The 25,709-nt window shown below is 55.2% G+C and carries 19 protein-coding genes; 9 read left to right on the forward strand and 10 right to left on the reverse strand.

Annotation, left to right across the window (positions count from 1 at the left end; genetic code table 11):
• Nucleotides 1–25 precede the first annotated feature (25 nt).
• The 3 genes from modA to modC are packed head-to-tail and all read left to right on the forward strand — an operon-like array spanning nt 26 to nt 2,592.
• Nucleotides 26–799, forward strand: coding sequence for a molybdate ABC transporter substrate-binding protein (gene modA, locus IEX10_RS09880; RefSeq protein WP_188674050.1), 774 nt, complete (start codon nt 26–28; stop codon nt 797–799).
• Between the two features lie 9 nt (nt 800–808).
• Nucleotides 809–1,501, forward strand: a complete 693-nt coding sequence (gene modB, locus IEX10_RS09885; protein ID WP_188674052.1) for a molybdate ABC transporter permease subunit — start codon at nt 809–811, stop codon at nt 1,499–1,501.
• Entirely contained in the window at nt 1,498–2,592 is a 1,095-nt protein-coding gene (gene modC / locus IEX10_RS09890; RefSeq protein ID WP_188674055.1) for a molybdenum ABC transporter ATP-binding protein, read from the forward strand. The genes modB and modC overlap by 4 nt, the downstream gene beginning before the upstream one ends.
• Nucleotides 2,593–2,652: 60 nt before the next feature.
• Here the strand turns inward: modC and IEX10_RS09895 are convergent, their stop codons facing one another.
• From IEX10_RS09895 to ectA, 4 genes are all read right to left on the reverse strand, one after another.
• Nucleotides 2,653–4,110, reverse strand: coding sequence for an aspartate kinase (locus IEX10_RS09895; RefSeq protein WP_188674058.1), 1,458 nt, complete (start codon nt 4,108–4,110; stop codon nt 2,653–2,655).
• A 125-nt stretch (nt 4,111–4,235) separates the two neighbouring features.
• On the reverse strand, nt 4,236–4,619 hold the full coding sequence (locus IEX10_RS09900) for an ectoine synthase (protein WP_188674061.1): 384 nt from the start codon (nt 4,617–4,619) through the stop codon (nt 4,236–4,238).
• 5 nt (nt 4,620–4,624) lie between these two features.
• Complete coding sequence (gene ectB / locus IEX10_RS09905; protein WP_188674062.1) at nt 4,625–5,923, reverse strand: diaminobutyrate--2-oxoglutarate transaminase; 1,299 nt, start codon at nt 5,921–5,923, stop codon at nt 4,625–4,627.
• A gap of 47 nt (nt 5,924–5,970) precedes the next feature.
• Nucleotides 5,971–6,501 (reverse strand): diaminobutyrate acetyltransferase, encoded by a 531-nt coding sequence (ectA, locus tag IEX10_RS09910; protein WP_373287466.1) that lies wholly within the window; start codon nt 6,499–6,501, stop codon nt 5,971–5,973.
• 263 nt (nt 6,502–6,764) lie between these two features.
• Between ectA and IEX10_RS09915 the strand changes: the two genes are divergently transcribed.
• Complete coding sequence (locus IEX10_RS09915) at nt 6,765–7,265, forward strand: MarR family winged helix-turn-helix transcriptional regulator (protein ID WP_188674067.1); 501 nt, start codon at nt 6,765–6,767, stop codon at nt 7,263–7,265.
• Nucleotides 7,266–7,285: 20 nt separating this feature from the next.
• On the opposite strand, the gene IEX10_RS09920 is transcribed toward IEX10_RS09915, so the two are convergent.
• Entirely contained in the window at nt 7,286–7,711 is a 426-nt protein-coding gene (locus IEX10_RS09920; protein WP_188674069.1) for a phasin family protein, read from the reverse strand.
• Nucleotides 7,712–7,817: 106 nt separating this feature from the next.
• The gene (locus IEX10_RS09925; RefSeq protein ID WP_229678499.1) at nt 7,818–8,501 is read right to left on the reverse strand and encodes an arylesterase; all 684 of its coding nucleotides are present in this window, start codon (nt 8,499–8,501) and stop codon (nt 7,818–7,820) included.
• Between IEX10_RS09925 and IEX10_RS09930 the strand changes: the two genes are divergently transcribed.
• The 3 genes from IEX10_RS09930 (at nt 8,500) to IEX10_RS09940 (ending at nt 12,402) form a co-directional block, all read left to right on the forward strand.
• Nucleotides 8,500–9,198 carry an ABC transporter ATP-binding protein gene (locus IEX10_RS09930; protein ID WP_188674072.1) on the forward strand — a complete coding sequence of 233 codons (699 nt, stop codon included), beginning with the start codon at nt 8,500–8,502 and terminating at the stop codon, nt 9,196–9,198. The two genes, IEX10_RS09925 and IEX10_RS09930, sit on opposite strands and share 2 nt — an antisense overlap.
• Nucleotides 9,195–11,711, forward strand: coding sequence for an ABC transporter permease (locus tag IEX10_RS09935; protein ID WP_188674075.1), 2,517 nt, complete (start codon nt 9,195–9,197; stop codon nt 11,709–11,711). Before IEX10_RS09930 ends, IEX10_RS09935 begins: the two co-directional genes overlap by 4 nt.
• Before the next feature lie 103 nt (nt 11,712–11,814).
• A complete protein-coding gene (locus IEX10_RS09940; protein WP_229678500.1) occupies nt 11,815–12,402 on the forward strand; it encodes a lytic transglycosylase domain-containing protein in 588 nt (195 codons plus the stop codon).
• 31 nt (nt 12,403–12,433) lie between these two features.
• Here IEX10_RS09940 and IEX10_RS09945 read toward each other — a convergent pair whose 3' ends face one another.
• Nucleotides 12,434–13,030 (reverse strand): Hpt domain-containing protein, encoded by a 597-nt coding sequence (locus tag IEX10_RS09945; RefSeq protein WP_188674078.1) that lies wholly within the window; start codon nt 13,028–13,030, stop codon nt 12,434–12,436.
• 433 nt (nt 13,031–13,463) lie between these two features.
• Between IEX10_RS09945 and IEX10_RS09950 the strand changes: the two genes are divergently transcribed.
• Entirely contained in the window at nt 13,464–14,075 is a 612-nt protein-coding gene (locus tag IEX10_RS09950) for a response regulator (protein WP_188674080.1), read from the forward strand.
• A 112-nt stretch (nt 14,076–14,187) separates the two neighbouring features.
• Here IEX10_RS09950 and IEX10_RS09955 read toward each other — a convergent pair whose 3' ends face one another.
• The 3 genes from IEX10_RS09955 to IEX10_RS09965 all read right to left on the reverse strand — a co-directional run bounded on the left by IEX10_RS09955 (nt 14,188) and on the right by IEX10_RS09965 (nt 23,261).
• The gene (locus IEX10_RS09955) at nt 14,188–19,884 is read right to left on the reverse strand and encodes a DUF11 domain-containing protein (protein WP_188674082.1); all 5,697 of its coding nucleotides are present in this window, start codon (nt 19,882–19,884) and stop codon (nt 14,188–14,190) included.
• Nucleotides 19,885–20,021: 137 nt separating this feature from the next.
• The gene (locus IEX10_RS09960; RefSeq protein WP_229678501.1) at nt 20,022–22,595 is read right to left on the reverse strand and encodes a DUF11 domain-containing protein; all 2,574 of its coding nucleotides are present in this window, start codon (nt 22,593–22,595) and stop codon (nt 20,022–20,024) included.
• Between the two features lie 153 nt (nt 22,596–22,748).
• The gene (locus tag IEX10_RS09965) at nt 22,749–23,261 is read right to left on the reverse strand and encodes a DUF11 domain-containing protein (protein ID WP_188674086.1); all 513 of its coding nucleotides are present in this window, start codon (nt 23,259–23,261) and stop codon (nt 22,749–22,751) included.
• 449 nt (nt 23,262–23,710) lie between these two features.
• On the opposite strand from IEX10_RS09965, the gene IEX10_RS09970 reads away from it, so the two are divergent.
• Nucleotides 23,711–25,549 (forward strand): ATP-binding response regulator, encoded by a 1,839-nt coding sequence (locus IEX10_RS09970; protein WP_188674088.1) that lies wholly within the window; start codon nt 23,711–23,713, stop codon nt 25,547–25,549.
• Nucleotides 25,550–25,709 lie beyond the last annotated feature (160 nt).

Here is a 25,709-nt window from a genome sequence, read left to right on the forward strand (position 1 = left end):
CCTATCGCTGTCCAAGGACGTTAAGATGCCTCGCGGCCTGATCCCCTATCGCTTTCTTGCACGGCTCATCCTGATTGCACTTACGCTCTCCCCGCTGCGCGTCGCGGCGGACAACCTGACCGTGTTTGCAGCCGCAAGCCTGAAAAACGCGATGGATGAAATGACCGAAGCGTGGAAGGAAGAAACCGGCCACACCGCAGCCGTTGCCTTGGCCGGCAGCTCTACACTGGCGCGACAGATCGAACAGGGCGCACCTGCGGATGTGTTTATTTCTGCCAATGCTGACTGGATGGACCGGCTGGACACACGCGAACTTGTGGTCAAAGGGACACGGGTTGATCTTCTGGGAAACACGCTGGTTCTGGTGGCGCACCCTGCGGATGCGCCGGAAATTTCTCTCAACGCCTTACGGGCGGAACTGGGCGGTAATTATCTGGCAATGGCGCTGGTCAATTCCGTGCCAGCTGGCATTTATGGCAAGGCCGCGCTGGAGCATCTGGAGCTGTGGTCAACTGTGCAAGGACAAGTGGTTCAGGCCGATAACGTCCGCGCCGCCTTGGCTTTTGTCGCAACAGGCGAAGCACCGTTTGGCATAGTCTATGGGTCCGATGCTGTTGCACAAAGCGGGGTCTCTGTCGTGGCCCGTTTCCCGCGCGATAGTCACCCGCCAATCCTTTATCCTGCTGCTGCAATCAACGGCGGCAAAGAGGAACTGGCGGCAGAGTTTCTGACCTTTTTGCAAAGCGACCGCGCGCGCCAGATTTTTGAACAACAGGGGTTTCAGACCCTTGGAAAGTAGGATGACCCGATGGACTGGTTAAGCCCGCAAGAATGGGAGGCGGTCGCCCTGTCGCTGCGTGTGTCTTTCTGGGCGACCCTGTGCAGCCTGCCTGTAGGTGTATTCATTGCCTACGCGCTCGCCCGCTGGCAGTTTCCGGGTAAGCAAATCGTGAACGGTCTGGTGCATCTGCCGCTGATCCTGCCCCCTGTGGTGACGGGCTATCTGTTGTTGCTGACCCTTGGCACACAAGCGCCGCTTGGCGGATTTCTCAAAGATCTCGGGATCGTTTTTGCCTTTCGCTGGACCGGTGCCGCGCTGGCGGCTGCGGTGATGGGGTTTCCCCTGATGGTGCGCGCAATCCGCCTGTCGCTTGAAGCGGTTGACCCGAAGCTGGAACAGGCGGCGGCGACGCTAGGGGCTTCGCCGCTGTGGATATTTGTGACTGTGACCCTGCCACTGATCCTGCCCGGTGTGATCGTCGGCACCATCCTTGGCTTTGCCAAAGCGATGGGCGAGTTCGGGGCGACCATCACTTTCGTGTCCAACATCCCTGGCCAGACCCAAACCCTGCCGTCCGCAATTTATGCGTTTTTGCAGGTGCCGGGCGGCGAAAGCTCTGCCCTGCGATTGGTGGTTGTCTCCCTGATCGTCGCCATGTCCGCGCTTGTGCTGTCTGAACTGCTGGCAGCGCGGGTCGCGAAAAGGGTGCGGGGCGTATGACGGTTTCTGTGAGTGTAAAACACCGGTTCTCCGGTTTCGATCTGGATGTGGCGTTCGAAGCGCCTGCCGGTGTTACGGCGCTCTTCGGGCGCTCGGGATCAGGAAAGACGACGGTGGTGCAAACGATCGCAGGCTTGCTGCGCCCTGAGGCGGGGCAAGTCGCGGTGAACGGCAAGACCCTATTTGATAGCAAGACCGGTGTCTGGGTGCCGCCTGCCAAACGGCGCATCGGTTACGTGTTTCAGGAAGGGCGTCTGTTCCCCCACCTTAGCGTGCGCCAGAACCTGCGATACGGCGCGTGGTTTGCCAAGCGCGGGTCGGGAACCGCGTCCTTTGATCATGTGGTTGAAATGCTCGGCATCGCGCCTTTGCTGGAACGCCGCCCTGCTGCCCTGTCTGGGGGCGAGAAACAGCGGGTGGCGATCGGTCGTGCGCTGCTCTCCTCGCCGGATCTGCTGTTGATGGATGAACCCCTTGCCGCGCTGGATGAGGCGCGGAAGCTGGAAATCCTGCCCTATCTGGAACGACTGCGGGACGAGACTGCGACCCCGATGATCTATGTCAGTCACACGGTCGCGGAAATCGCGCGGCTGGCGACGACGATTGTGGTTCTGAATGACGGTAAGATGCTGCGCAACGGTCCCGCGTCACAGGTCCTTGGCGATCCGGCTGTGCCCTTTCCCCTTGGGGTGCGCGGTGCAGGCGCTTTGCTGACAACGCAGGTGGTTGCGCATCATGCTGACGGGCTGACCGAACTGTCAATCGGGGCGGGACGGCTTTATCTGCCGCGGATCAACGCCGCTGCCGGTGCGCGGATCAGGGTGCGGATTGCCGCGCAGGATGTGGTGCTGGCGACCCGAAAACCCCAAGAGATTTCCGCGCTGAATATTCTGGAAGGTCGGGTTGCGGATGTGCGGGAAGGGGATGGTCCGGGGGTCATGGTCTCGGTCGAAGTGGACGGACAGACCGTGTTGTCCCGCATCACCCGCCGCTCTCGTGATGCGCTGGGCCTGCGGATCGGAATGAAGTGCTACGCGATCACAAAATCGGTGGCCGTCGCGCGGGATGATATCGGGACTTCAGTAGAATAGGGCCAATCAGACCCATAAAAATGCAAAAGGCGCAGCGGATGATGCTGCGCCTTTTCTTATTCAAGCAACCAGTCGCGGTTCGCTTTTTTCTTTTGTTTGCATCGGCTTCGCGATGGCTTCGCCTTCGATCAAACACTTGTGCAAGACACTTACAGCGGCGTCTGCATCTTCGCGGGTGGTGACGATCTGGATGTCCACATTACGCGGGCTTTGCTGTACCGCAATCGGGATTATTCCGGCCTCATCCAGTGCAGAGAGCCCTTTGACCAGTGCGCCAAGACCGCCAAGATCGCGGCCGATGGCGGCAACGACAGACAGGCTTCGGGCGGTCACAGAAGCTGTGGGATAGTCCGCCACCAGATCACTTTCGACCCGTTTGACGTGTTTCAGCGAGGAGTCCACATAATGGGTGATCGCATTGGCGTTAGAGGATTTCGCCACGATGCTGACCTTATGGCGAGTCAGTGCTTGAAGGATCGTCGCGTCATAGCCTTTGACCCCGACCATATCCTGTTCGAACACTTCCAGCGCAAACACATCCAGCGCGGTGACGATTTCCACCTGTGGTGCTTTTGCGTCTGAATCATCAATCAATGTGCCCGGATCGCCCGGATCAAACGCATTGGTGACACGCAGCGGAATGGACGACTGGCGCAGGGTTTTTGCAGCCGATGGGTGGATCGCCTCCATCCCCATATTCGAAAGCTGATCCGCCACGTCGTAATTTGTGTGACCCAGCTTGCGCACGTTTTCCAGCCCGACCAGTTTGGGATCGGCGGAGGACAGGTGGAATTCCTTGTGGATGATCGCCTCCTGCGCGCCGGTTTGGGCGGCGATGCGGCTGAAGGTGACTTCGGAATAGCCACGGTCATAAAGCGACATCAAACCTTCGGAACATTGCGCATATCCGGTGACGATGGGCAGTTCGGTGCTGACATCAACGTCGTCCATGCCCTCCGCGATGCGTTCTTCCAGCGTGACTTCCCGTTCATCCCGCCAACCGCCGAGATCCACAAAGCGGGCGTTCACACCGGCACGGCGCAACAGCAGGGTGGTGACGAATGCCGAATGGCTCTCACCCAGACCGGACAGCAATTCGCGGGTGATGCCCATGTGACGGGACAGCCTGAAATGCCCGTAGGACGACAGGCGTTGCAGGTCGATCAGACAGGAGCGCGCCCCCTCTATCCGTTCGCGCACGAAGTCATCCGCCTCGCGGATGTCGCCCGGCGCATCAAGAACCTTGCGGTGGGCTTCGTTCATGGCGTCCATGACGCGGTTCAGCGTATCGGACCAGCCAAGATCATTGCTGGCATTAGAGAACCGCGCATACACCCCAGGTTCGCCGGTTTTCTTATGCTCCAGCAGCAGGTTGGTAATCCCGCCATAGGCCGAAACAACGAAAATCCGGTTGTAGGGATTGTCGCCGCCCTTCAGGAACAAAGTGTCGAGCAATTCAGCCGAGCGGGACATAGATGTGCCGCCGATTTTCTCTACGGTATGTGCGTGTTTAATCATAATATTCGCCCCCGTTTTGGCGGGAACGCCTTTAATTCAGAGTGAGGTTAACGCCGCCGGTTAAGACAGCCGCACCACTGCGCGGCTGTCGTTTGGCGCGTTCAGGGGCCGGTTGTGGCCCGATATTAATCCGCAGGGGCGTAAGAGCCGTCTTCGCGGTGAACTTCCGTACCGGTCACGGGCGGGTTAAAGCAGCAGGCCATTACCAACTCCTCTTCCGCGCGCAGGGTGTGTTTGTCATGCAGGTTCAGCGCATACATCACACCGGGGCGGATTTCATGGGTCTCGCCTGTGGCCAGATCCGTGATCGAACCCTTGCCGGACATGCAATAGACGCTTTCAAAGTGGTTCTTATAGTGGAACGTATGTTCCGAACCGGCGTCCAGATTGGTGATATGGAAAGAAAATCCCATACCGTCGTCCGCCAGCAGCAGACGGGTCGAAGTCCACTGTGCGTCTTTGACTTCTTTGTCGGTGTTTTTTAGGTCGTTCAGGTCACGTACGATCATTTTGCTTACTCCGCAGCGATTTTTGTTTGTGTTGTCGCGTTAAGGCAGGTGCGTGCCGCTTCAACAAGGGTTTCAAGCCCTTGGGTGAATTGATCTACTGGCGTTGTCAGCGGGGCAAGCACTTTGACCACCTCGTCCTGTGCGCCGGAGGTTTCAATCACCAACCCTTGCTTGAACGCTTCGGCGCAGATTGCTGCCGCCAGATCGCCATTGGTCACGTCGACACCTTGCATCATGCCGCGACCCTTAAGGCGTGCGCCCGGAACCATTTCAGCGATGATTTGCAGGTGGCCTTCCAGGATTTCAGCTTTCGCCGCAACATCCTTTTTGAACGTGTCATCGGCCCAGAATTTTTCCAGCGCGACCTTGGCCGTGACAAAAGCGTGGGTGTTCCCACGGAAAGTGCCGTTGTGTTCTGCTGGCTTCCAGATATCCAACTCCGGCTTGATCAGGGTCAGCGCGAACGGCAGGCCGAAACCGGAAAGCGATTTGGCCAGTGTGACCATATCCGGCTCGATATCCATTTCATCAAAGCTGAAGAAATCACCCGTGCGGCCAATACCGGCCTGAATGTCATCCACGATCAGCTTGGCACCGACAGTTTTAGCCAGACGTGCGATGCCTTCAACCCAAGTGCGCGATGCGGCGTTCAAACCGCCTTCGCCCTGAACCAGCTCAAGTATAATCGCTGCTGGCGCGTCAATACCGCTGCTGTCGTTGGTCAGCATGTTTTCAACAACGGCCAGCGTGTCTACGTCATCGCCAAGGGAACCTTCAAACGGCAGGTGGGTCACGCCAGTCAGCGGTACGCCCGCGCCGCCCCGTTTGCCGGAATTGCCGGTCAGGGACAAAGCGCCAAGGGTCATGCCATGAAAACCGTTGGTGAACGAAATCACGTTTGTGCGGCCCGTGACCTTGCGGGCCAGCTTGATCGCAGCTTCGACAGCATTGGCACCGGTCGGTCCCGTCATCATCACCTTGTGGTCCATGCCACGGGGCGTCAGGATCACGCGTTCGAATGTTTCCAAAAACGCTGCTTTCGGGCCGGTGTACATATCAAGCGCATGGGCAATCCCGTCGCTGGTGATGTGATCCACAAGCGCTGCCTTCATGTCCGCATCGTTGTGGCCGTAGTTCAAGGAAGAACAGCCCGACAGGAAGTCGGTGTAGATGTTACCCTTGGCATCGGTCAGTGTAGAGCCGGAGGCCGTCGTGAACACAGTATCAAAGGCGCGGCAATAGCTGCGCACTTGGGATTCGCGGCGTTCAAAGATAGTTGTGTCGGCTGAAGTTTCAGTCGTCATAGCAATTTCCTTTTATGTTGAAGTAAATCCGGATCAGGGGCGGCTGATTAAGCCGCAGCACCCATCTCGCCGGATTCGGGCAGTTTGATTGTCACCATGTGTTCGGTGTCATGTTCGCCCTGAAAGTGTGTCTCTTTTTCGAAATGGGCCTCATGGTCCAATTCGGCGTCTTGCGCATCAGCAAAGCTGCGGAACAGCGCCCAGCTTGCGTCATTGTCTTTGGTGATGGTGGTCTGCATCCGGATAACATCCTTGCATTCCTCCCGCGCGAGCAGGCGTTTAAGCATCCGCTTTGCAAGCCCGAGACCACGGGCTTTTTCGGATACAGCAACCTGCCAGACAAAGAAGGATTCAGGATCATTGGGCAAGACATAGCCGGATATCCAGCCCACCGGAGCGCCGTCCAGTTCGGCCAGAATGCACGTATCGCGGAAATGATCGCACTGGATCAGGTTGCAATACATAGAGTTTTCGTCCAGCGGCTTGCATGCCCCGATCAGGTTCCAGATCGCCGCGCCGTCTTCGGCTTCTGGCTTGCGGAACTTAACGTCATTGCGACGCGATTTGAACGGATGAATGTCTACCACGGTATACCTCTGCAACTGCTTCATTTTGATCGTTAGTTATACGAAGCTTATTTTTAAAATCAATTAGGAAAGGTAATTAACTTTGACTCTGTTTATTTCTAGTTATAACAATAGATTATCGCACTTTCTTGTGATTATTGCCTAAAATTTGCACAGTTTTTGAACTTTTTGTTTTGTTAACCTAACTACCTAGCGCGCTTGCAGAAGCGACTCGGACCAGATATTCTGTCGCGACCATTTTGATAGGAATCTTCGTGGACAGAACCGATACCTCCCTGATTGCCCTGCGCCGGATTTTGCGCGCAACGGAGCTTTATGGCCGTGCACTGGCGCAGACCGCAGGACTGACGCCGGTGCAAATCCGCGTGCTTCAGATTGTTCTAGGGGCTGGGAGTATTACGCCAAAACAGATTTCGGTTCAGATGGGGGTCAGTCCGGCGACGATCTCTACACTGCTGGATCGTCTGGTGGCGAAATCCATGATTGAACGGCAACGATCCGATGTGGACCGGCGGCAGACCAATGTGGTGCTGACCGAACAGGGCCGGCAAGCTGTGGAAGGCGCGCCCGATCCGTTGCAGCAGAAATATGTGACAGAGTTCGAGGCGCTGGAAGATTGGGAACAGGCGATGATCGTTGCATCGCTGGAACGTGTGGCCGCGATGTTGAATGCATCGGCCATGGATGCGGCGCCGGTGTTGGACGTGGGGGAAATCCAGCGGTCCCATCCGCCGGTGAAACCCGGCGGAAAGTGACTGTAAGATGATTGGCAGGCTTATTTCTTTTGCGTGCTCGAAAGTTCCTCAACACTTTGCATGACACGCTCTTTCAGCAGATCCATCGCCTCTTCGTTGCCTTGTCGCATAATATCGGCCATCTCCGTCGTTGTGGTGACTGTGGCATCAAATGTGCGCTTGGCCAGATCCATCTGTGTTGACATCATAGCTGATGGATCAGCGTCCTTAGCAGAGTTCTTATAGGTCTGGGAAATATCGGCGAGGGTTTGTTCCAGTGCCTCCCGCTGTTTCAGCGCGGCAGTCTGGGCGCTGCTGGTGCTTTTCTGGGCTGCGGATTGGAGCGCCTGAAAATTCCGGCGGTGGTAATCCATCATCTGGTTCACATCCGGTCCGGGAATCTGCATGGACTTGCCGAAATCCTGAAACATGTCGATGAACGGGTTCTTGTTGTCCTTCTTTGGCATAATATACCTCCTGTTGACGGGGGCCGGAGTGCCAGCCCTCCAATATTTACTCTAGCGCCGGAAGCGCATTTCAAACAAGCAGAGTCTTTTAACTCTGCCGGATTGTTCAGTTTTCGGGCCGCACCAGTCTATAAACCTCCGGTCCGATGGCGGGAATGATCTCTGCGACGCCTTGCCGGTTTGGATGAATGCCATCCGGTTGCATATACTGCGCCATGCCGCTTTGGGTTTTTGCAGCAGCTTTAAGGCCCGTATAGAAATCGGGTATCAGCGGGATTTTGTATTTCGCTGCAAGTTCTTCGTACATATCGTTGAACTCCCGCTTGTATTCTGCCCCGAAGTTGCCCCCGGCAATAATACCAACGAGCAGCATTTGAACGCCCGCCTCTTGGCCTTTGGCAAGAATGCGATCAAGGTTCTCGCGGCTGGACTTGGGATCAATCCCGCGCAGATAATCGTTGCCGCCAAGTGCTACGATCATACCATCCACATCGTCGGATAACGACCAGCCAACGCGGGACAAGCCGCCTGCGGTAGTGCTCCCGGAGACACCGGCGTTGATCAATTTCACGTCAACACCCTGCTGCCCCAGCCAATTGGCCAGTTGCGGCACGAACCCCTGTTCCCGTGGCAATCCATAGCCCGCTGTCAGGCTGTCACCCAGCGCTAGGATGGTCGATTGCTGCGCATGAAGTGCGCCTGTGGAGAGCATCACCGCCAAAGCGGTATTGCGTAGCACCCGTGGAACACCATATCCATAACGAGACCTTTTGCGAAAGACCCGTGCCATGAATGATACTGTCCTCTCCCTTAGCCGTGCCAATCTGTCTCTGGAGGGCAATGCGGGGCCGGTCGACATCCTGCATGACATCTCTCTGGATGTGAGGGCCGGGGAAACATTGGGCCTTATCGGGCCAAGTGGGTCAGGCAAATCATCGCTCCTTATGCTGATGGGCGGGCTGGAACAGGCTACCTCCGGCACGATCACGGCCCTTGGGCAGGATCTGACGGCGATGAACGAAGACCAGCTCGCGCGCTTTCGCAGGGATAATATGGGGGTGGTTTTCCAATCTTTCCACCTGATACCGACAATGACCGCGCTGGAAAATGTCGCAACGCCGCTGGAACTCTCTGGTACAGTGGACGCATTTGAACGTGCAGAGGCCGAATTGAAGGCGGTCGGGCTGGCCGCGCGGGTTGATCATTACCCAAGCCAGATGTCCGGCGGCGAACAGCAGCGCGTGGCGCTCGCGCGGGCCAGTGCAACGCGGCCGCGTATTCTGCTGGCGGATGAGCCGACGGGTAATCTGGATGAAACCAACGGCGCGGCGATTATGGACCTGTTGTTCGGCTTGCGGGACCGGCATGGCGCGACGCTGATTATGGTGACACACGCCAATGAATTGGTCACACGCTGTGATCGGGTCGTGCGTTTGCGCGATGGCCGGATCGACACAACCCGACAAAGTGCCGAGGCCGCACAATGAGTCTGCGGATCGCGTCCCGCTTTGCACGGCGGGAGTTGCGCGGTGGCTTGCGGGGCTTTCGGGTGTTTCTGGCCTGTCTTGCGCTGGGCGTTGCCGCCATCGCCGCCGTGGGCACGGTGCGATCAGGGATCGAGGCTGGATTAAAACGGGACGGCGCAGCCCTTCTGGGTGGTGATGCCGAGGTCCAAGTCACCTACCGTTATGCCAGCGCCGAAGAACGGGCATGGATGGAACGCATATCTGATCGGATGTCCGAAACCCTAGACTTCCGGTCTATGGTCGTGGTGGACGGCCCGAACGGGGCGGAACGCGGCCTGACCCAGATCCGCGCGGTCGACGGGGCTTATCCCCTGATTGGTGACGTGCAACTTTCCCCCGATATACCCTTGGAGCAGGCTTTGGCCGGACAAGGTGCGGTGATGGAGCGGGTGCTCGCGGATCGGCTGGGGCTGTCGGCAGGGGATGATTTCCGGCTTGGGGAAAGGGCGTTCACCCTAAGTGCCCTGCTGCTGCGGTATCCCGACAATGCCTCGGGCGGCTTTGGACTGGGACCCCGCACGATTGTGCGCACAGCTGCGCTTGACGGGTCCGGTTTGCTGGCGGAAGGGTCTTTGTATTCTACGGAATACCGGCTTGATCTGCCGGACGGTGCGGCGCTACAACCTTTGAAAGAAGAGGCAGAAGCGCTGTTTCGGGACAACGGATTGCGCTGGCGGGACAGTCGGCAGGGCGCTGGTGGTGTACAGCGGTTTGTCGAACGGATCGGTGCGTTTTTGGTGCTGGTTGGCCTGTCCGGTCTGGCTGTTGGTGGCGTTGGTATATCTTCGGCTGTGCGGGCGTATCTGGCAGGGAAAACCGGCGTAATCGCCACGCTGAAAACGCTAGGCGCCACACGACGCACTATTTTTCTGACCTATTTTATACAAATTGGCGTGCTCACCCTGTTTGGTGTAGCACTGGGTCTGTTGATCGGAGGCAGCCTGCCGGTATTGCTCGCCCCGCTGATCGAAGCGCAACTGCCGATCCCTGCCGAATTCGCGATTTACCCTGCGCCCCTAATCGAAGCGGCAGTCTACGGGGTTTTGACCGCGCTGATCTTCACGCTTTGGCCATTGGCAAAATCCGGAGAAATCCGTGCAGCCACCCTGTTCCGCGATGCTTTTACCGGCACCAACACCCTGCCTGCGCCCGGTTATTTGGGGATGATGGCGGTGCTGGTTGCACTGCTCCTCGTTCTCGCGGTTTGGTTCTCTGGCACAGTGTTCCTGACGCTTTGGACGGCGGGGGGGATTGCTGCAGCGCTGGTGATGCTTGTGATCGCCGCATGGGGCATCCGCGCGCTGGCCCGCCGGTCCCGTCGTGCTGCGCGGGGTCGCATCGGCTTGCGGCTGGCGCTCGGCGCGATTGGTGCGAAAGGCGGTGAATCCACATCCGTCGTGCTTTCACTCGGGCTCGGCCTTAGCGTTCTAGCGGCTGTCGGGCAGATCGACGGCAACCTGCGCAATGCCTTTTCAAGCGAACTGCCAGAGATCGCCCCGAGCTATTTCTTCGTTGATATCCAACCCGACCAGATTGACGGCTTTCGCACTCGGTTGGCTGACGATGCTAAGGTTAGCAATGTAGAAAGCGCGCCCATGATGCGCGGTGTGATCACCCGTATCAATGGCCAACCCGCCGAAGAGGTCGCAGGCGGTCATTGGGTCATTCGCGGGGATCGCGGGCTGACCTATGCAGATGCGCAGCCAGACGGCACCACCCTGACCGAAGGCGAATGGTGGCCTGCGGGCTATACCGGTCCCCCACAGATGAGCTTTGCCGCAGAGGAAGCGGCTGAAATCGGCCTTGTTCTGGGCGATAAGATTACGGTTAATATATTAGGTCGCGACATCACCGCCGAAATCACCAGCCTGCGCGATGTCAGCTGGGATGATGCGGGCATTGGATTTGTGATGACACTGGACGCCAATACGCTGGCCGGTGCGCCCCACAGCTGGATCTCAACGGTCTATGCAGAAGAAGAAGCCGAAGCCGCGATTTTGCGGGATCTGGCCACCGCCTATCCCAATATCACCGCAATTCGCATTCGTGACGCGGTGGCGCAGGTGGTCGAACTGGTTGGCGGTATTGCCGCCGCCACACGGTATGGTGCGGTAATGACGCTGGTGACAGGGTTTCTGGTGCTGATTGGCGCAGCTGCTGCCGGTGAAAAGGCGCGGGCCTATGAGGCGGCAGTTCTGAAAACGCTGGGGGCGTCCCGCGCGCAGATCATGGGCAGCTTTGCGCTGCGTGCTGCGCTGCTGGGATTGGGGGCGGGGGCGATTGCGCTCATTGCCGGTTTGCTTGGTGGTTGGGCGGTGATGACATTTGTGATGGAGAGTGACTTTAAGGTGATCTGGAGCAATGCGTTCTTAATCATCACCTCTGGCGTAATTGCGTCGCTGCTGGCCGGTCTTGCCTTCGCATTGCGCCCACTTTCGGCGACCCCTTCGCGAATCTTACGCGCACGAGAATAAGGTTAACGGGCTGGTTACGGCTCACTCTGCTGTGTCTATCAGTGCGGTCGCGCAATTACCCTGTTTGTTCGTCTAGAATGGCGATACTTTTGGATAGTTTGCCTTGAAACAAATACAAAAACTTGGAATTTGCCTTGCCCTGATGATGCCAGCACCCGCGATTGCGCAGGATACCTTCGGGCTAAGTAAGACACGATATGCGCTTTATCAAAGCCAGATTAACGTGTTGGAGCGGCGTGGTATCCTCAAACCCGCAGCAGAAGCAAAGAAAGCGCCAGTCGTTCAAGAAGTCATAGTATCTACAAAAGGCAAACTCAGAGGACGCCATATGGCCGTCTATTTGTCCTCTGCGAAAGAGGCTGCCCGTCGGCACAACGTGCCTGAAAGCCTGTTTTTGCGCTTGATCCAACAGGAATCCGCCTGGAATAAAAATGCCAGATCTCCGGTCGGGGCGATCGGGTTGGCACAGCTCATGCCCGGAACTGCGCGTGAATTGGGCGTAAATCCGAACGATCCCCACGCCAATCTTGAAGGCGGTGCCCGCTACCTCAGTGAACAATACAAACGCTTCGGAAGCTGGCGGCTGGCTTTGGCTGCCTATAACGCCGGACCCGGTGCCGTGAAGAAATACAACGGCATTCCACCTTACAAGGAAACTCAGAACTACGTTCGCAAAATCCTTGGTGGATGAACAGTGGATGTGACTGCCGAAGGTAACTTGATCAACGAAAGTAGGGCAATGCCCTCATCGCGACTTTTGTGTGCATCCACCTGCCTTGGGTATGAATTTCGCGCTGAACCAATTTGGCGGTGTCATACCGTGTGCAGGCCAATTCCAATTGACTAAGGGACGCGCGTAAATCCTTTGCGCCAAACAATGCGCAAGAGCCTCCGAATTTATGGGCTGCGGATTGAAGTCTCGGGTATTCGCGCATTGAAATTAAATGAGCGATATTTCCGGTCATCCTGTCGCCCTCCGCCAGAAAACACTCCAGCTTAATCGACAGTTCTTCTGCGCCGAAAACGTGTTTAAGCTCCCCAAGCTGGTTTTGACATAACAAAGGAAGATCCTTCTGTTTCGTCCGCATTGTAGGAGCATCGCGTCCACAAGGGTGCAGTCCGGCTTTCCTTGATACACTGTGCGAGAGACGGTTCACCGCAAGCGCATTTTTATGCCGAAATTCCAAATGCCCGTGGACGAGCATATCATGAGGAACCGGCCCTTGAGTGTTGATTTTCTTGCTCATCAGTTCACTTAAAATCTGCTGAATGAGCCGTTTCCTTCCCGAAACCTGCATAACCTTCCTGTAATTTTCCATTCATACATCCCCATATCTTGTAGGCGCCGCTCAAGAGTATCTCTGCCACAAGGTTATTGCGTCTTGGTTGTGGTATTATCCCCGCGCGAAATACTGGCCTGATGAGCTATACCTTTGGAGTGTTATTCCGCAGAATAATTAAGAAAGTCGTAATTTTTGAAAGGGTGCGGCGGTACAAAAATATGCTTCGGGTCAGTCTGTTTCGCAAAAAAACCGGGTAGATCAAATTAGTTGGGCAATTTGAAAGAAATATTAACCTTTTCACGGGTACAACTTTCTAAGCGAGAAACCGGAAACGCATCGCGGTTGGTTTCCGACATTATACGTACGAGACGCCGTGATACCGGGGAGCCATACGGGACAGGTCTATGGAAAATTGTCACGCCTCTAAAGACAAGGTTACAGGCGGCATATGCAAGGTTGGATGGGATGAATGAAGATATTGATAGCTGATGACCACGATTTGGTTCGTGATACGATTGCTTCGTACATTCAGGCCGAAGCCAACATAGAAGTATCGCGTTCTGCTAATCTTCATGAAGCCCTGAGCGAAATTAGTTCAGAGGGTCCTTTTGATTTGGTGCTTCTGGATTTCGACATGCCGGGCATGAATGGATTGTCCGGCCTGACCAAAGCGTTAGAGGCGAATTGTCAGAAACCGGTGGGAATCATTTCTGGCACGGCTACCGCATCCATCGCGGAAGCGGCTTTGGAAGCGGGTTCTGCTGGATTTCTGCCAAAAACAATGTCGGCGAGATCACTGTTGAATGCTGTGCGATTTATGGCTGAAGGCGAAACCTTTGCGCCGGTCAGCTTTATGGCGAACCGCAATGAATGTGACCACGAATTTGACACCCTTCTTTCGACTCGGGAAAAAGAAGTCCTAACCGGATTGTCCAAAGGACTGGCCAATAAGGAGATCGCCCGCGAGCTTGAATTGCAAGAGGTCACTGTAAAGCTGCACTTGAAAACTCTCAGCATTAAATTGAACGCTCGTAACCGCACGCATGCTGCTATGATTGCAAGGGATGCAGGATTTATCTGAAGAGTTGATGACCTAGGATGCTGTATAAAGAAAAGGCGGCACCGAAGGGTGCCGCCTTTAGAGTGCAGGCCGGAAACTGCGTCATGCTCCCGCATTTCCAGACTGCGCTCGTTCATTGGGACAGGAAATTATCCAACTGATCCCATAGGTTCTCCGTCAGTTTTAAACGCAGTCGCAAATATAAACCTTTCTGAAAATGACGGCTTTGAAACGGAAGTTGTTCAGTCGCGTGGTTGTATCCAATCGAAACCATCGCACCTTCCGCAAAAACATACCCTGCCTCTATTCCGTAAGCCTGTGCCGCAAACCCGTCGTCGTCCCACATGTGGTATACGTTTCCTGACAGCTCCAGCTTTTCGGGCAATGCATCCCAGGTGACACCTGCCTGCAGAAGTTGGGTAAGGCTCGCCGTTTCGATTCCACCGAGCGGGGAGCTGAGGCTGGAATACTGGCCGGCGTATTTGCCGTTAACGCGCAGGTCGGGTTGCAGATCCCACGTTCCGGCAAGGGACCACAGATGTTGCGTTTCTTCGTTTATGTCCCGATCCCGCTGGTATTCATACCATCCCAAAGCATTGAAACGCGCGTCATCCAGCGGGCGGTAAGCTGCGCCAACGCGCAGACGTTCCCGGATACGCGCATTCTGGCCGGATCGTCCATCACGCGCATGGCGTCCCCGTGCAAGCACCGTCACGCCCGGGCTAATTTCACCTGCCATGCCGATATCGGCGTAGAATGTGTTTCCTGTCTTCTCAAACGTTTGGTCCAGATTGGCCTCTGCAACCCAATTGCCATCCCGGGATTCCCACGCACCGCCAAGGGCAATGCTGGTCAGACCGGAGTCAGGTCGTGACAGGTTCAAAGAATGCTCCAGCGTCATATCGAGCGAGGTGCGTTCATTCAGCTCCAGCCGCGTGGAGAAACCCTGCACCAGAAGATCATCTCCCAAATCACCGGGGTTTGTTGTCACTTCGGTGCGCCCGTCGAGCCAGTGATTTACCCGATATTCAACACCGATATGGGCGCGGGTCAGCTTGTCACCAAGATCACCAAAGGACAGTTCGAATTCACCAAAGACACGCAGGTCTTCACGGACATGGTAATCTGCTGCGACGATAAACTTACCCTGACCTTCACCTGAAAGCGGCAGTTCTTTTACGAATTTCATGACCATGCCGGGAGTGGAAACCGGCCGCCAGACTGCCTCGTCCTTGAAGTAGGTGGTGGTTTGTTTGTCCAGTGGCGACTTTTCGACAACCATGCGGAAGCCGGAGGCCCGCGTCAGCGTTTCATTCACCACGCCGCGTACCAGTATTTCAGCGCCGAGTGTTTCCTGTTTCGTTGCGAAATCGGACTGGTAGTCAGCGGATGCAACCAGCGTTCTGCTGTCGCTTAGGCGTCTTTCATAGTCCAGAGAAACCTGTGCCATACCTGCACGAACGCTTGATCCGACAGGGGCGAACTTCAATCCTGTTCGGGCCGCTTCAAACCGGAAACGGGTGTCTTCGGAAACATAATCATAGGCAATGCGCCCCGCATATCCGCGTTGCCCAAACCCGTCTTCGGCTTGCGCGACTTCGGCTTCAAGGGTGGCGTTGTCGTTGATCTTATTTTGTAAAAAAGCGGAGTAAATTTTGTACCGCTCTTCAGTTCCAGCAGCACCATCAGAATGAATTGCACGCGCGCCGATTGTTACCCTATCGTTCAGTTCTGAAATTGCCTCAACACCGTAGAGCCAGTATTTCTCGCCGCTGCTTCCTTCAATATTATAGGTGATCCGGAACGAGACCGGATTGCCCAGAGGATCGGCCTGACGCAGAGGGGTGTCAAAAACGATGGTGTTGAGAAAGAAATCCAACAGATAATCGGACATGCGGCGCAAGCGTGTTTCCGAAAGGATCACACCAGTGTCGCGATCTCGCACAATTACATCGACCTGATCTGAACCTTCCTGATAACCCGCCAGATCGACCTCATAGGGACCGGACACACCGCGACCTGCGATCTCAAGGGTACGAATTTCCTGCGATGTGCGGGCGGCAAAGGCTGTTACCCTTGTACGCTCTCCCTGCCAGTTGGCTTTCACGCCCGTTGTTACAGTGCGCAAGCCACCCAGTTCGAACGCAGAGGAGCCAGGTTCAATGGCAATATCGCCATAAACCAGTGAGGATGCACCACGTTCGAAACTGACATAGAGATCGCTGGACGATTGACCGTCGTAACCGCGTTCGGACTCATCCCCGTAAACTGGGTAGCTTTCATCGGTGTTGATGTCTCGGAACAGGCGATCCTCTTCATCGCTGTCGCTGCTATAGCGTAGCGTCATCAGGGTTTCCCGACCAACACGGCCTTTCATAAAAATTTCGCCACGCAGGCCGGTATTAGTGTCTTCGAAGGCGCTGAATTCACCTTCGTTGAGAAGCTGTCCACCGGACTGTCGTGCAACAGTGCCTTCTAGCACACCAACGAGTATCCGCTCTTCCAGATTGGGAGAAAACAGGATTGAGGCTTCGGCGCGTCCAAGGGTACCGCTTTGCGCGCTCAGCAGGTCTGGCCCGGCCATTTGGGGCGGGATCAACGAAACTTCTGCGATTCCGCTATCCACATAAATCTGCACACCGGGTTGGTTCGCGCGAATATCTTTTACGTCCCAGATACCACGACGCGCGTTCAGCGTTACCACGGTCGCGGCTTTCACAAGCTCACCTTTGGTGTCGAGGATTTGCACCGTAAATTTTACGCGCTCTGTCGGAGAGGCAGAAGCAGCTTTTGGGCCGACCAGTTTGATCTTTTGGGCATCGCCCGGCGCGAAGACACGGATTTCCTGAGATTTGCGGATATTCCCGAAAGGGTCTTTGCCCACCAGTTGCAGCAGGTTTTCACCAGCGACCAGTTTAACGGCAACATATTCGATGGCTTGTACATTGCCACCGGCCCACGTGCTCCGCTCGCCTATGCGACTGCCACCGATTTTCTGACCGTTGACGATCAGGTTGAGACCGAGATCGGCCGGACCTTTCACGCGCAGGGATAGGGTGCGACGTGTCAACCGATCCTGATCTGAAAGACTAATGAAACCGATTTCTGGTGAAAAGGTTTTGATCACCTGTTCCAGCGTTTTCTTTGTTTCGCCGGAGGCTCCATCCGCGCCTTCAGATTGCAGGCTGCCGTTTTCAATCCTGGAACCGCCAACGATTTGTGTGGAGGTTGCAAGACCAGCCTCACTGCGCACGGATTGCGGGGTGTTGCTGCTGATATCGACGGGCAATTCGGTAAAACTGCGTAGGCCTTCGGGGTCAGTGTTGCGCAGTGTATCGCGGCGTGTGCTGACTTCGGCCATTACTGCCGGTGTGCAGCTTTCGAGCGGGAAATCTTCGGCCCGCACTTCGCCCCGCTTTAATGCGACCAGACGAGAACCTGCCTGCTGCATGTCCGACACGCGGGAGACGACAGCTTTGCTATCTTCCGGCAAGGTGCTGTTTTGCAACGCGAGCACGTGAGAGACCGGGCGCAGGCCGAAGAGGCTGTATTTGCCATCGGCGTCCGTCACAACCATCAGGCCTTCCTGTGTGATGATCCGGACGCCTGCTACACCGAGTTCCTCAGCGGAATCGCGCACCCCGTTGCCGTTACAATCCATAAAGACCGATCCGATGATAGCGCCCTTACGAGAGAACACACCGTTGGAAGTATCAAGCGCCACAGTTGCCTGCGCTGTGTTGGACAAGCGGGTTTCACCTGAACCGGCTTGCTGGCCGGTCAGATAGGCGCTGTTCACGCGATCGCCCGAGCGGGCAGATGGGGTGAAACGTAACACGTACGTCAGTTCTACAGTTTCAAGTGGGGGGATAATGCCCAACGCAAAGCGATGCGCGCCCATGGGGTCGACGGACGGTTGGTCAATCGCCACCCCATCAAGCAGAGCTGTGCCCTCGACATAGATTGCGCCACGCGGCAGCGTATCGACAAGAATAGCCTGTGTAAGAGCCTGGTTCATACCGTTTTGCGCTTGCACTGTGTAGGTAACGAAATCGCCGGTTTGGGCTTGTCTTTTATTCGCGGTCTTTTCGATGGACAGTGGAACGCCGTAAAACGGATCGAGGGGAATATCCATTGGATAGACCGGTCCGCCTTCGTGTTTGAAACGATCGCCGTAGGACGCTTCTGCATCTACGTTGCGGGTGAAGCCGCGAAAATCGGTTCTTTCCGAGGCGAAGGTGTAGTCGGCAGGAGGCAGAACATGTGTGGTGTAGCGGCCCTCAGAGATGTCGCCGAGCGCGAAAAACCCAGTGGAGTCGCTGATGACTTCGGCGACGACCACGCCAGCGCGGTTCAGCAGTTGAACCGTCGCATTTGAGACCGTTTCATTGGTCAAGCTGTTGAATACGTAGGATCCAGGACGCACCAGCAGCGTATCGAATACCGTCTGTTCACGGCATTCTGCACGGGCTTGCAGGTTATCACCCGGGGCGGAAGCGATCACGCCATCGCCCGATTTGGGCAAGGACATTTGTGCGATTGGCAACAGGGCGGTTGTGAAAATGCCGGTATTTGCACCAGTCTCGGTGGCGGTGACGGTTTCGGTGTCATTGGTAATGGTGCTTGTGACCTCAATTGTCACAACATCCACGCCTGCAGACGTGTTGCAAGCGCCAGAGGTCAAAACAAGGCGTGTATCACGGTCCAGATCCGAAGTTTCAGCTGCGGTGTCAGTGTCTGGATCAATGAAATCCAAGGAAGAGGTTACATCAGCTATGCGATCGAATGAGACAGTATTTGATGGAATTTCTGACAGCGCACCATCGGCAACCATATAAGTCATGGCAGTGTTTTCAACAGTTACCGGACCCAGGTGATCGGAGACCAGAACGGCGAAGCTTACATCTGTAGATCGACCAATGGCAAAATCACCTTCATGAAGGAAAGCCACGGCATCCACTGTGGACAAATCTTCTGGCATAGTGCTTTGGTAGCTGTGTTTTCTTTGCCCGCGCTGATGATATCCGGCGATCATTTTGCCAGCTGGAGATGTGGATAGAAGAGTTGTGTTCAGGGGGATGGCGTCCCGCAGGACGATGCCGCGAAAGGACACGCCATCTAGAAAAATATTTTGCCCGTCCAGCACAGAGTAAGCAGAAACGATGGTTTCGGCATTGTTTCGCAGGGCCAGCGTGAATGTAGCAATTTCGCCATCCGGTGCATCACGGCGTTCAAGCTTTTTGCGCAGTTGCAGGGCTTGATCCACGATGACAACCATACCGCGGCCTTCACCTTCGGCTTTTACCGATTCACCCGAATTGGCGGAGAAGGCTGTGATCCGCAGATTTGATTCTTCGCTGTCGTCAAGCAAGGCAGTGGCTGAAACGCGGAAACGATAGATCAGTTTTACGGATTCTGACGTGGCGATTGGCAAAGTGTCGCCCTTGAAAATCTCGCGTTCGTCGGCGTCAATGACACCGTTTCCGTTCGCATCGATGAACAGAGCGGTGTCTGTCAGCATCAGTGATTTTTCGGCGTTTTTGATCCAAGCACTGTAGATCAGATCGACGTTGCCGGTGTTTGTAATTTCGTAGGCGTGTTCGGCAAAAGCGCCGCGCGACAACCTGAGATCGGTCCGGCCGGTGATTTCCAGTGCGGGCACTTCGCGGACGAGAGCCTCAACAGGGTTGGACCGGACTGTTTCGCTGATGCCCAGACCACGGTGGAAATAAGTGGCAGAGGCGATATTCCTGATAATGCTTCCGCCAGGTGCAATCTCGGAGACTGCGGGGCTGGAGACGCTTAGACCAAGAGCGGTGCCCAGGATCAATGCGTGACAGGATTTCTTGATTTGATTGAATGCCGAGCAGAGCATTTTATAAACCAGTTCTGACTTGAGGGAATGGATGAGAAGAATGGGGCAGGGATGCTCTCCCCGGGTTAGGGGCCCGGAGAGAGCGGTTTTGCCTATTCAGCGACCTTCACTGTGAATTCCAGTCGGGCGTAATCACCCGGGAGGACAGTGTTGTGGAAGCTTTCAGCGGTCGTGCCGGTGATGGTCACAGAGCTGGAAGGTTCCGCAGGGTAGACACTGTAGGCACAGGCGCCGCCGCAAGATTCGATGGATGTGTATGCTGGAGCTACATCCTGAATTTTTACGTTGCCTGCATTCGTGGTGCCTGTGTTTGCCGCCTCGATTTGGTAGCGGATACACTGACCGGGTTCGACATCCTGACGTTCGGTGGTGAATGTGCCCACTGTGCCATCGCAGCTTGCGTCAATGTACTGCATCTTGGTCAATGTGATGTCGCCAGAGACGATGATTACACGATCTTCAACAGCGTTGTTGGACGTGTCGATGTCCGCGTCTGCATCTGCGTTCAGAAGGTTCTCGATAGAGATTGTTCCGATTTCGGACAGACCAGGAGTTGCCGTGGACGGTGTTTGGACACGATAGATCAGGGAGATGGTTTCACCAGCGGCGATACCGTTAGACCCTACGCCGAGGTTGTCTACCAGATCATCAAAGTTGTCGATGACGATCTCAGTCGGGTCCAGAGCACCGTTGCCATTGGCATCCCAGAAGATCGCACCTGAGAAGTCTGTCAGACCGGTTTGGGTCAGCGCACCTTCGGTGATATCGATGTTCGAGTTGTTGGTGATCTTGTGGATCATATCAACCACACCACCCGGAGATGCCTGTGCTTCTTGATCCGCTTCGATCTGCACGTCGACCACTTTATTCACGGTCACTTGGTTGATGATGCGATCGGACTGGCCGGTTACGGCAGACGCAACTTTGATATCAATCAGCGTATTGCTTGGCGGGTATCCTTCGGTCGGTGTGATGACGACGATAAAGTCTTTATTGCCACCTGCCGGGATTGTACCGGTGTTCGATACCACGGTTCCGTCAGTCAGTTGGAATTCAACGGTCCAACCGGTCGGGATTGGCTGATCCAGCGTGATGTTGAAGCTGTCGGAGGTTGGTCCGCCGTTTTCAACATTCATCGGGAAAGAAACAGGTACACCGGGGTCAGTTGCGGAAGTTACCCAAGGGTTTGCCCCGTTTGTGGGGTTTGCGCCATCGCCTTCAGAACCGGCAACGTCATTTTCAAGATCGATTGCTGCTGCCAAAACCGCGCCTGTGAATTCCGCTGTGGAGCTGTCAAAGCTGCCGCTGTTTTCCGAAGTTGCCACAACATTGGCTGTAAATTCGGACGTTGGGACTGGGGAAACATCAGTTGGCAGGGTGGCCAGCAAGGTTACTTTGCGGGTTTCACCGGAAGCCAATGGTCCGACTGTGCCTACGATTGGTGTTGCACCGTCTTCGGCAACCATGCGGAACGTCGTACCGCTGGGGAAGTCGATGTTGGTGACATCCAGAGTGTAGCTGTCAGTGACGTTAGATGTGTTGGAGATCACAAACTCGAAAGGAATTGTGGCGCCTTGCGATACATCTGCGCTGTCTTCAACAATGTCGTTGGCAGTGGCGTCTGTATCAGTTGCTGATGCAACTGTGCCGTCCCGTGTGCCGTCCAGATTGATTTTCGTGTCATCAATCTCAAGGCTGAACTGCTCGTCCGCTGTGATCTGTGCAGTGTTGGAGTCGGGGAAGGCGGTTCCGTCAACCGATTGTGTCGCAGTGTTGGGGATGATGCCGGCTGGCACATCGTCTGCCACGGTGGCTTTAAAGGTAACTGTGCCGGATCGACCGGAAGGTACGCTGCTCAGGACGAACTGGAGTGTTTGTGCAGAGTCATAGGACCATGCGATAGTTTGTCCGCCGCCGTTGGTTTTGTCAGTTGCAGCTGCGCCATTGCTTTCATCCATAGTGCCGGTGGCATCCGACCATGTTGCCGAGTTTGCAACGTAGTCCAGACGACTATCCAGAATATCCTGCACAATATAGTTGCTGGCATCTGTCAGACCGGTGCTGGAGTAGGTCAGCTTGATGGTCACCTCATCGCCGGAGTCGACAATCGCGTTGTTACCGGTGCCGGAGGCTGGGTCGACTGTCATCGACTTGACCACTTCGACGATTGCGCCGGTTGAGATGGTCAGTGTGTCTGTATTTGTGTCGGTAATCGTGTTGTCCAACACGGATACAGCTTCGACAGTGATGTCATCTGTACCTGTTTCGGCAGCATCGGCAGTTGCTTCGATGACGAAACCGAACTGTTCACCCGGAGCAAGAACCGGAGTTTCTGTGATGGGCGTCGCGCTGTCTGCTACACCGTCCATATCCGCATCAGGATAGAAGACCAGTGTTGTATCCAATGCGCCTGTGTTTTGTTCGGTTGCAGACAACGTGAAGTAATCAGGCCCGTTACCGTCATTGGTGATAACGTGCGGCAGAAACGCTTTACCACCTGGTGCGATTGCTTCGGAGTTGTCCGAAATCATTGTCAAACCGGCCACTTGTTGAACAACTGTTTCAACTTTGTTCGATGTGACGGTGATAGAGTCACCGGAACTGTTTGTATAAGTCGCGACTGCTTGGTTGCCGATCACGGATCCGGCTTCCGGCGGTGCCGCCATTGCTGCGGCCCCTACGACCGACAGAAGTGCGGCTGTAGAACAGCCACGGAGGAAGATTGAACTAGAATTCACTTTACTCACCATTTGTTAAGGTTTGGATTGGTTGGGGTTGAGGGGGGGGGTAATTTCTTCCGAGTGGAGCGCCACTCGGGCCTAATTTACGATCACGCGGTACGAATTCTCTGAGGCGCCACCACCGGGCAGCGGAGAGTCGAGGACCCAGCGAACAGCTTCGATTGCTTCAGCTGGAACTGGCTCAAGCCGTTCCGAACCGTCAGCGTCGACGACTTTGCGCATGGCTGGGAGGGTGGACCATTCAAGTCCGGGTTTGTCCTGATCCAGCTCGGCTTCGATCTCAAAAGTGGCTGGCAACGAGCTTTCGTGCCGGTCCATCACAAAGGTCACGCCTTCGGGGATCGGGCCGGAAACAACCAGACCGGATAGATTGTCTTCGGTCGTGTTTTTGTGGGTGATAATATACTGGATGGTTTCACCGGGGGCGACGCTGTCACGTTCGCTCAGCACCTCGTTCCCGTCGGCGTCCTGTTCCACAATTCGGAAATCGAAGGACGACTTCAACGCATCGGCACTGGCGTGGGGCGCCTGAAATAATACCGCGGCGACAACGACGCCGGCAGCAGATAAGATATTTTTCTTAAACAACATGTGATAGCTCCTTTTGGCCCCATCCCTAAGAGGCCGGTTTGTTTGAAACGCTTTCGAAACACCGAGAGGCATCCGAGAACGATTAAGCTTTCACATTGATTGTGCTGTCCGAGCTATCCCCCCGAACGCATACCGAGAGCCGCATTTGATTAGGAAAATGCGCACAAGTCGTAAGGGACTGGACCGATGCGTAGCGTCAGTATCCAATCGTTTTATGGTCCTATCCTTATGAGCACAGGTTTCCCCCAAGCGCGTGGCTGATCCGCGCGCTGAAAGACTCTCTCGAACAGAGAATCACCTGCCTCGGCCCAATCGATTTGATTAAAAAACGATATAAGTATTAGATACTTACTGGTTCAGGTGCGTTGAAAACCCCAAGCGAACCTGCCATTCTTCAGGCTTAGAACCTCACACGATTTATATTCACGGCACAACCGGAGGAGCGCTTGATGCGGACTGTTCAAATGCAATCCAAGGAAATACCTAAGGCCTCTGAGCAGATTTTTGACCGGTCCGTTTCTTGCAATGGTCCCTTTAATCCGATGATGTGCTACACACTTGATCAGTCGGCGATGGGGGCTGCAACAGGGCTTAGGGAGTTTGATGTCTCTCTTACGGCGCCTCGGATAGCCGGTCGTATCTTGGTAGGGTTGCCACCGCGCACCCCAAGTATTCATCCGCGCGACGGGCTACACCTCCGGCAGGTGCCGGACTCAAAGGAACAAGGTAAAAGCCCGGGGACAGACCGCCCTGCGGATATCCTAAACGATATTCCGGACCTCATTCTTCGGTGTAGTGCTGGGGGTCAAATCCTCTACTCTAACGATGCTTTCAGGGCGTTCTGTGAAGGCATGACGGACAACACATCGCAGATTGCAGTCCAAATGTTTACAGCGGGCCATTCCCGCGAAACTTTTAAGGCCGCTATCGCCGGGCTGACCCGTGACGCACCGCATACGGTATTACAGCAGACTGTTTTCCCGCCCCAAAGTGCCGCGCGCGTGATTGAATGGTCGATTACCAAAAGGTTTGAGGGCAGCGCATTCATTGAACTTCTTTGTGTCGGGCGAGATGTCTCGACCCACGCAGTAGAAAAAAAGGAATTGTTGGCGCGCGCTATAAGATCGGAGACCGAAAGCGACGCGAAATCCGCATTTGTCGCGGACATCGGTCACGAACTGAAAAATCCGCTGAACGGCATCATGGGCATGGCGCACCTACTCCAATGTTCTGTGCACGCGGGCCGCGAGACTGGCTATATAAAAAATATCCTAGCAGCGGGAGATGAACTTCAGACGCTGCTGAAGGACATCGTGGATCTTGGGGTCATGGATGCAGACGCGATGGAAGTGGCCAGGGAACCGTTTCACATGTCCGACATCTTTGAAAAGGTGGGGTCGCTGTACGGCACGGCTGCAATAGACGCGCATAAACCGTTTCAATTTCATCTTGAACGAAGTTGCAGACGTTTGCTTGTCGGTTGTCATGGCCGCATCAAGCAGGTTTTGACGAACCTTCTTATCAACACGATCAAATACGCGAGCGCGGGTACGATTCAAATTACCGCTTCAATCGAATTCCCAACACGTGGCGAGCCAACTCTGTATGTGTTCGTCGATGATCAGGGGCCGGGCATCGCGGATGAAGATAAATCCCGGATTTTTAAACGCTTTGCCCGCCTCGATGGTGGGGCGACCATGCCGGAAGGGCACGGCTTGGGGTTGTCGATATCTAAGCAGATATGCCAGATGCACGGAGGGACCTTAATCGTCGAGGATTCCAATCGAGGGGGTTCTCGGTTCAGGGCGAGCTTTCGCGTCTCCCCGTCGCAAGACAACGTTTTGCCCCCCGCCACTCCACTGGCGAAATTGCAGGGTGCGGCACTTGGCCTGAATATTCTGGTCGTGGAAGACAACGAACTGAACGCGACTTTCATGAAGCAGATTCTCGGCCAGTCAGGGGCCAGTGTCTCCGTCGCGGAAAACGGCGCAGTGGGGCTGGATCGAATACTGAAAGAAGATTTCGACATCGTTTTCACTGACATTCGTATGCCGGTTATGGATGGTATCGAAATGTTGGAGGCGTTTGAAAAATGCCGCGCTAAAAGTCACAAAATACCACAGTTCATCGCCTGTAGCGGGGGGGCCGAAACGGAGGACGGGCCGAGCCTTCGATCCATTGGTTTTAACGCGGCGGTAGAAAAACCCGTTTCCATCGCAAATATCAGCAGGCTTCTTTCAGATTTCGTGGCGGGAGATTCGGCGAATGTAACCAGTGGCAGCCTCTAAAGAATAGCTTTACCGTCATGTTATCGTTGCACTGGCATGCCCAAAAGACCAATTAGGATCTCAGTAGCAATGCAATTTGCCGTAGAGTAAGTAACTATACACCCATCAAGCGTGTTTCGATAGTTTAGGATGTGCTGGTAATGCGTTGATCTTATGTAAA

This window comes from Neptunicoccus cionae (genome assembly GCF_014643735.1).
Taxonomy (GTDB): domain Bacteria; phylum Pseudomonadota; class Alphaproteobacteria; order Rhodobacterales; family Rhodobacteraceae; genus Amylibacter; species Amylibacter cionae.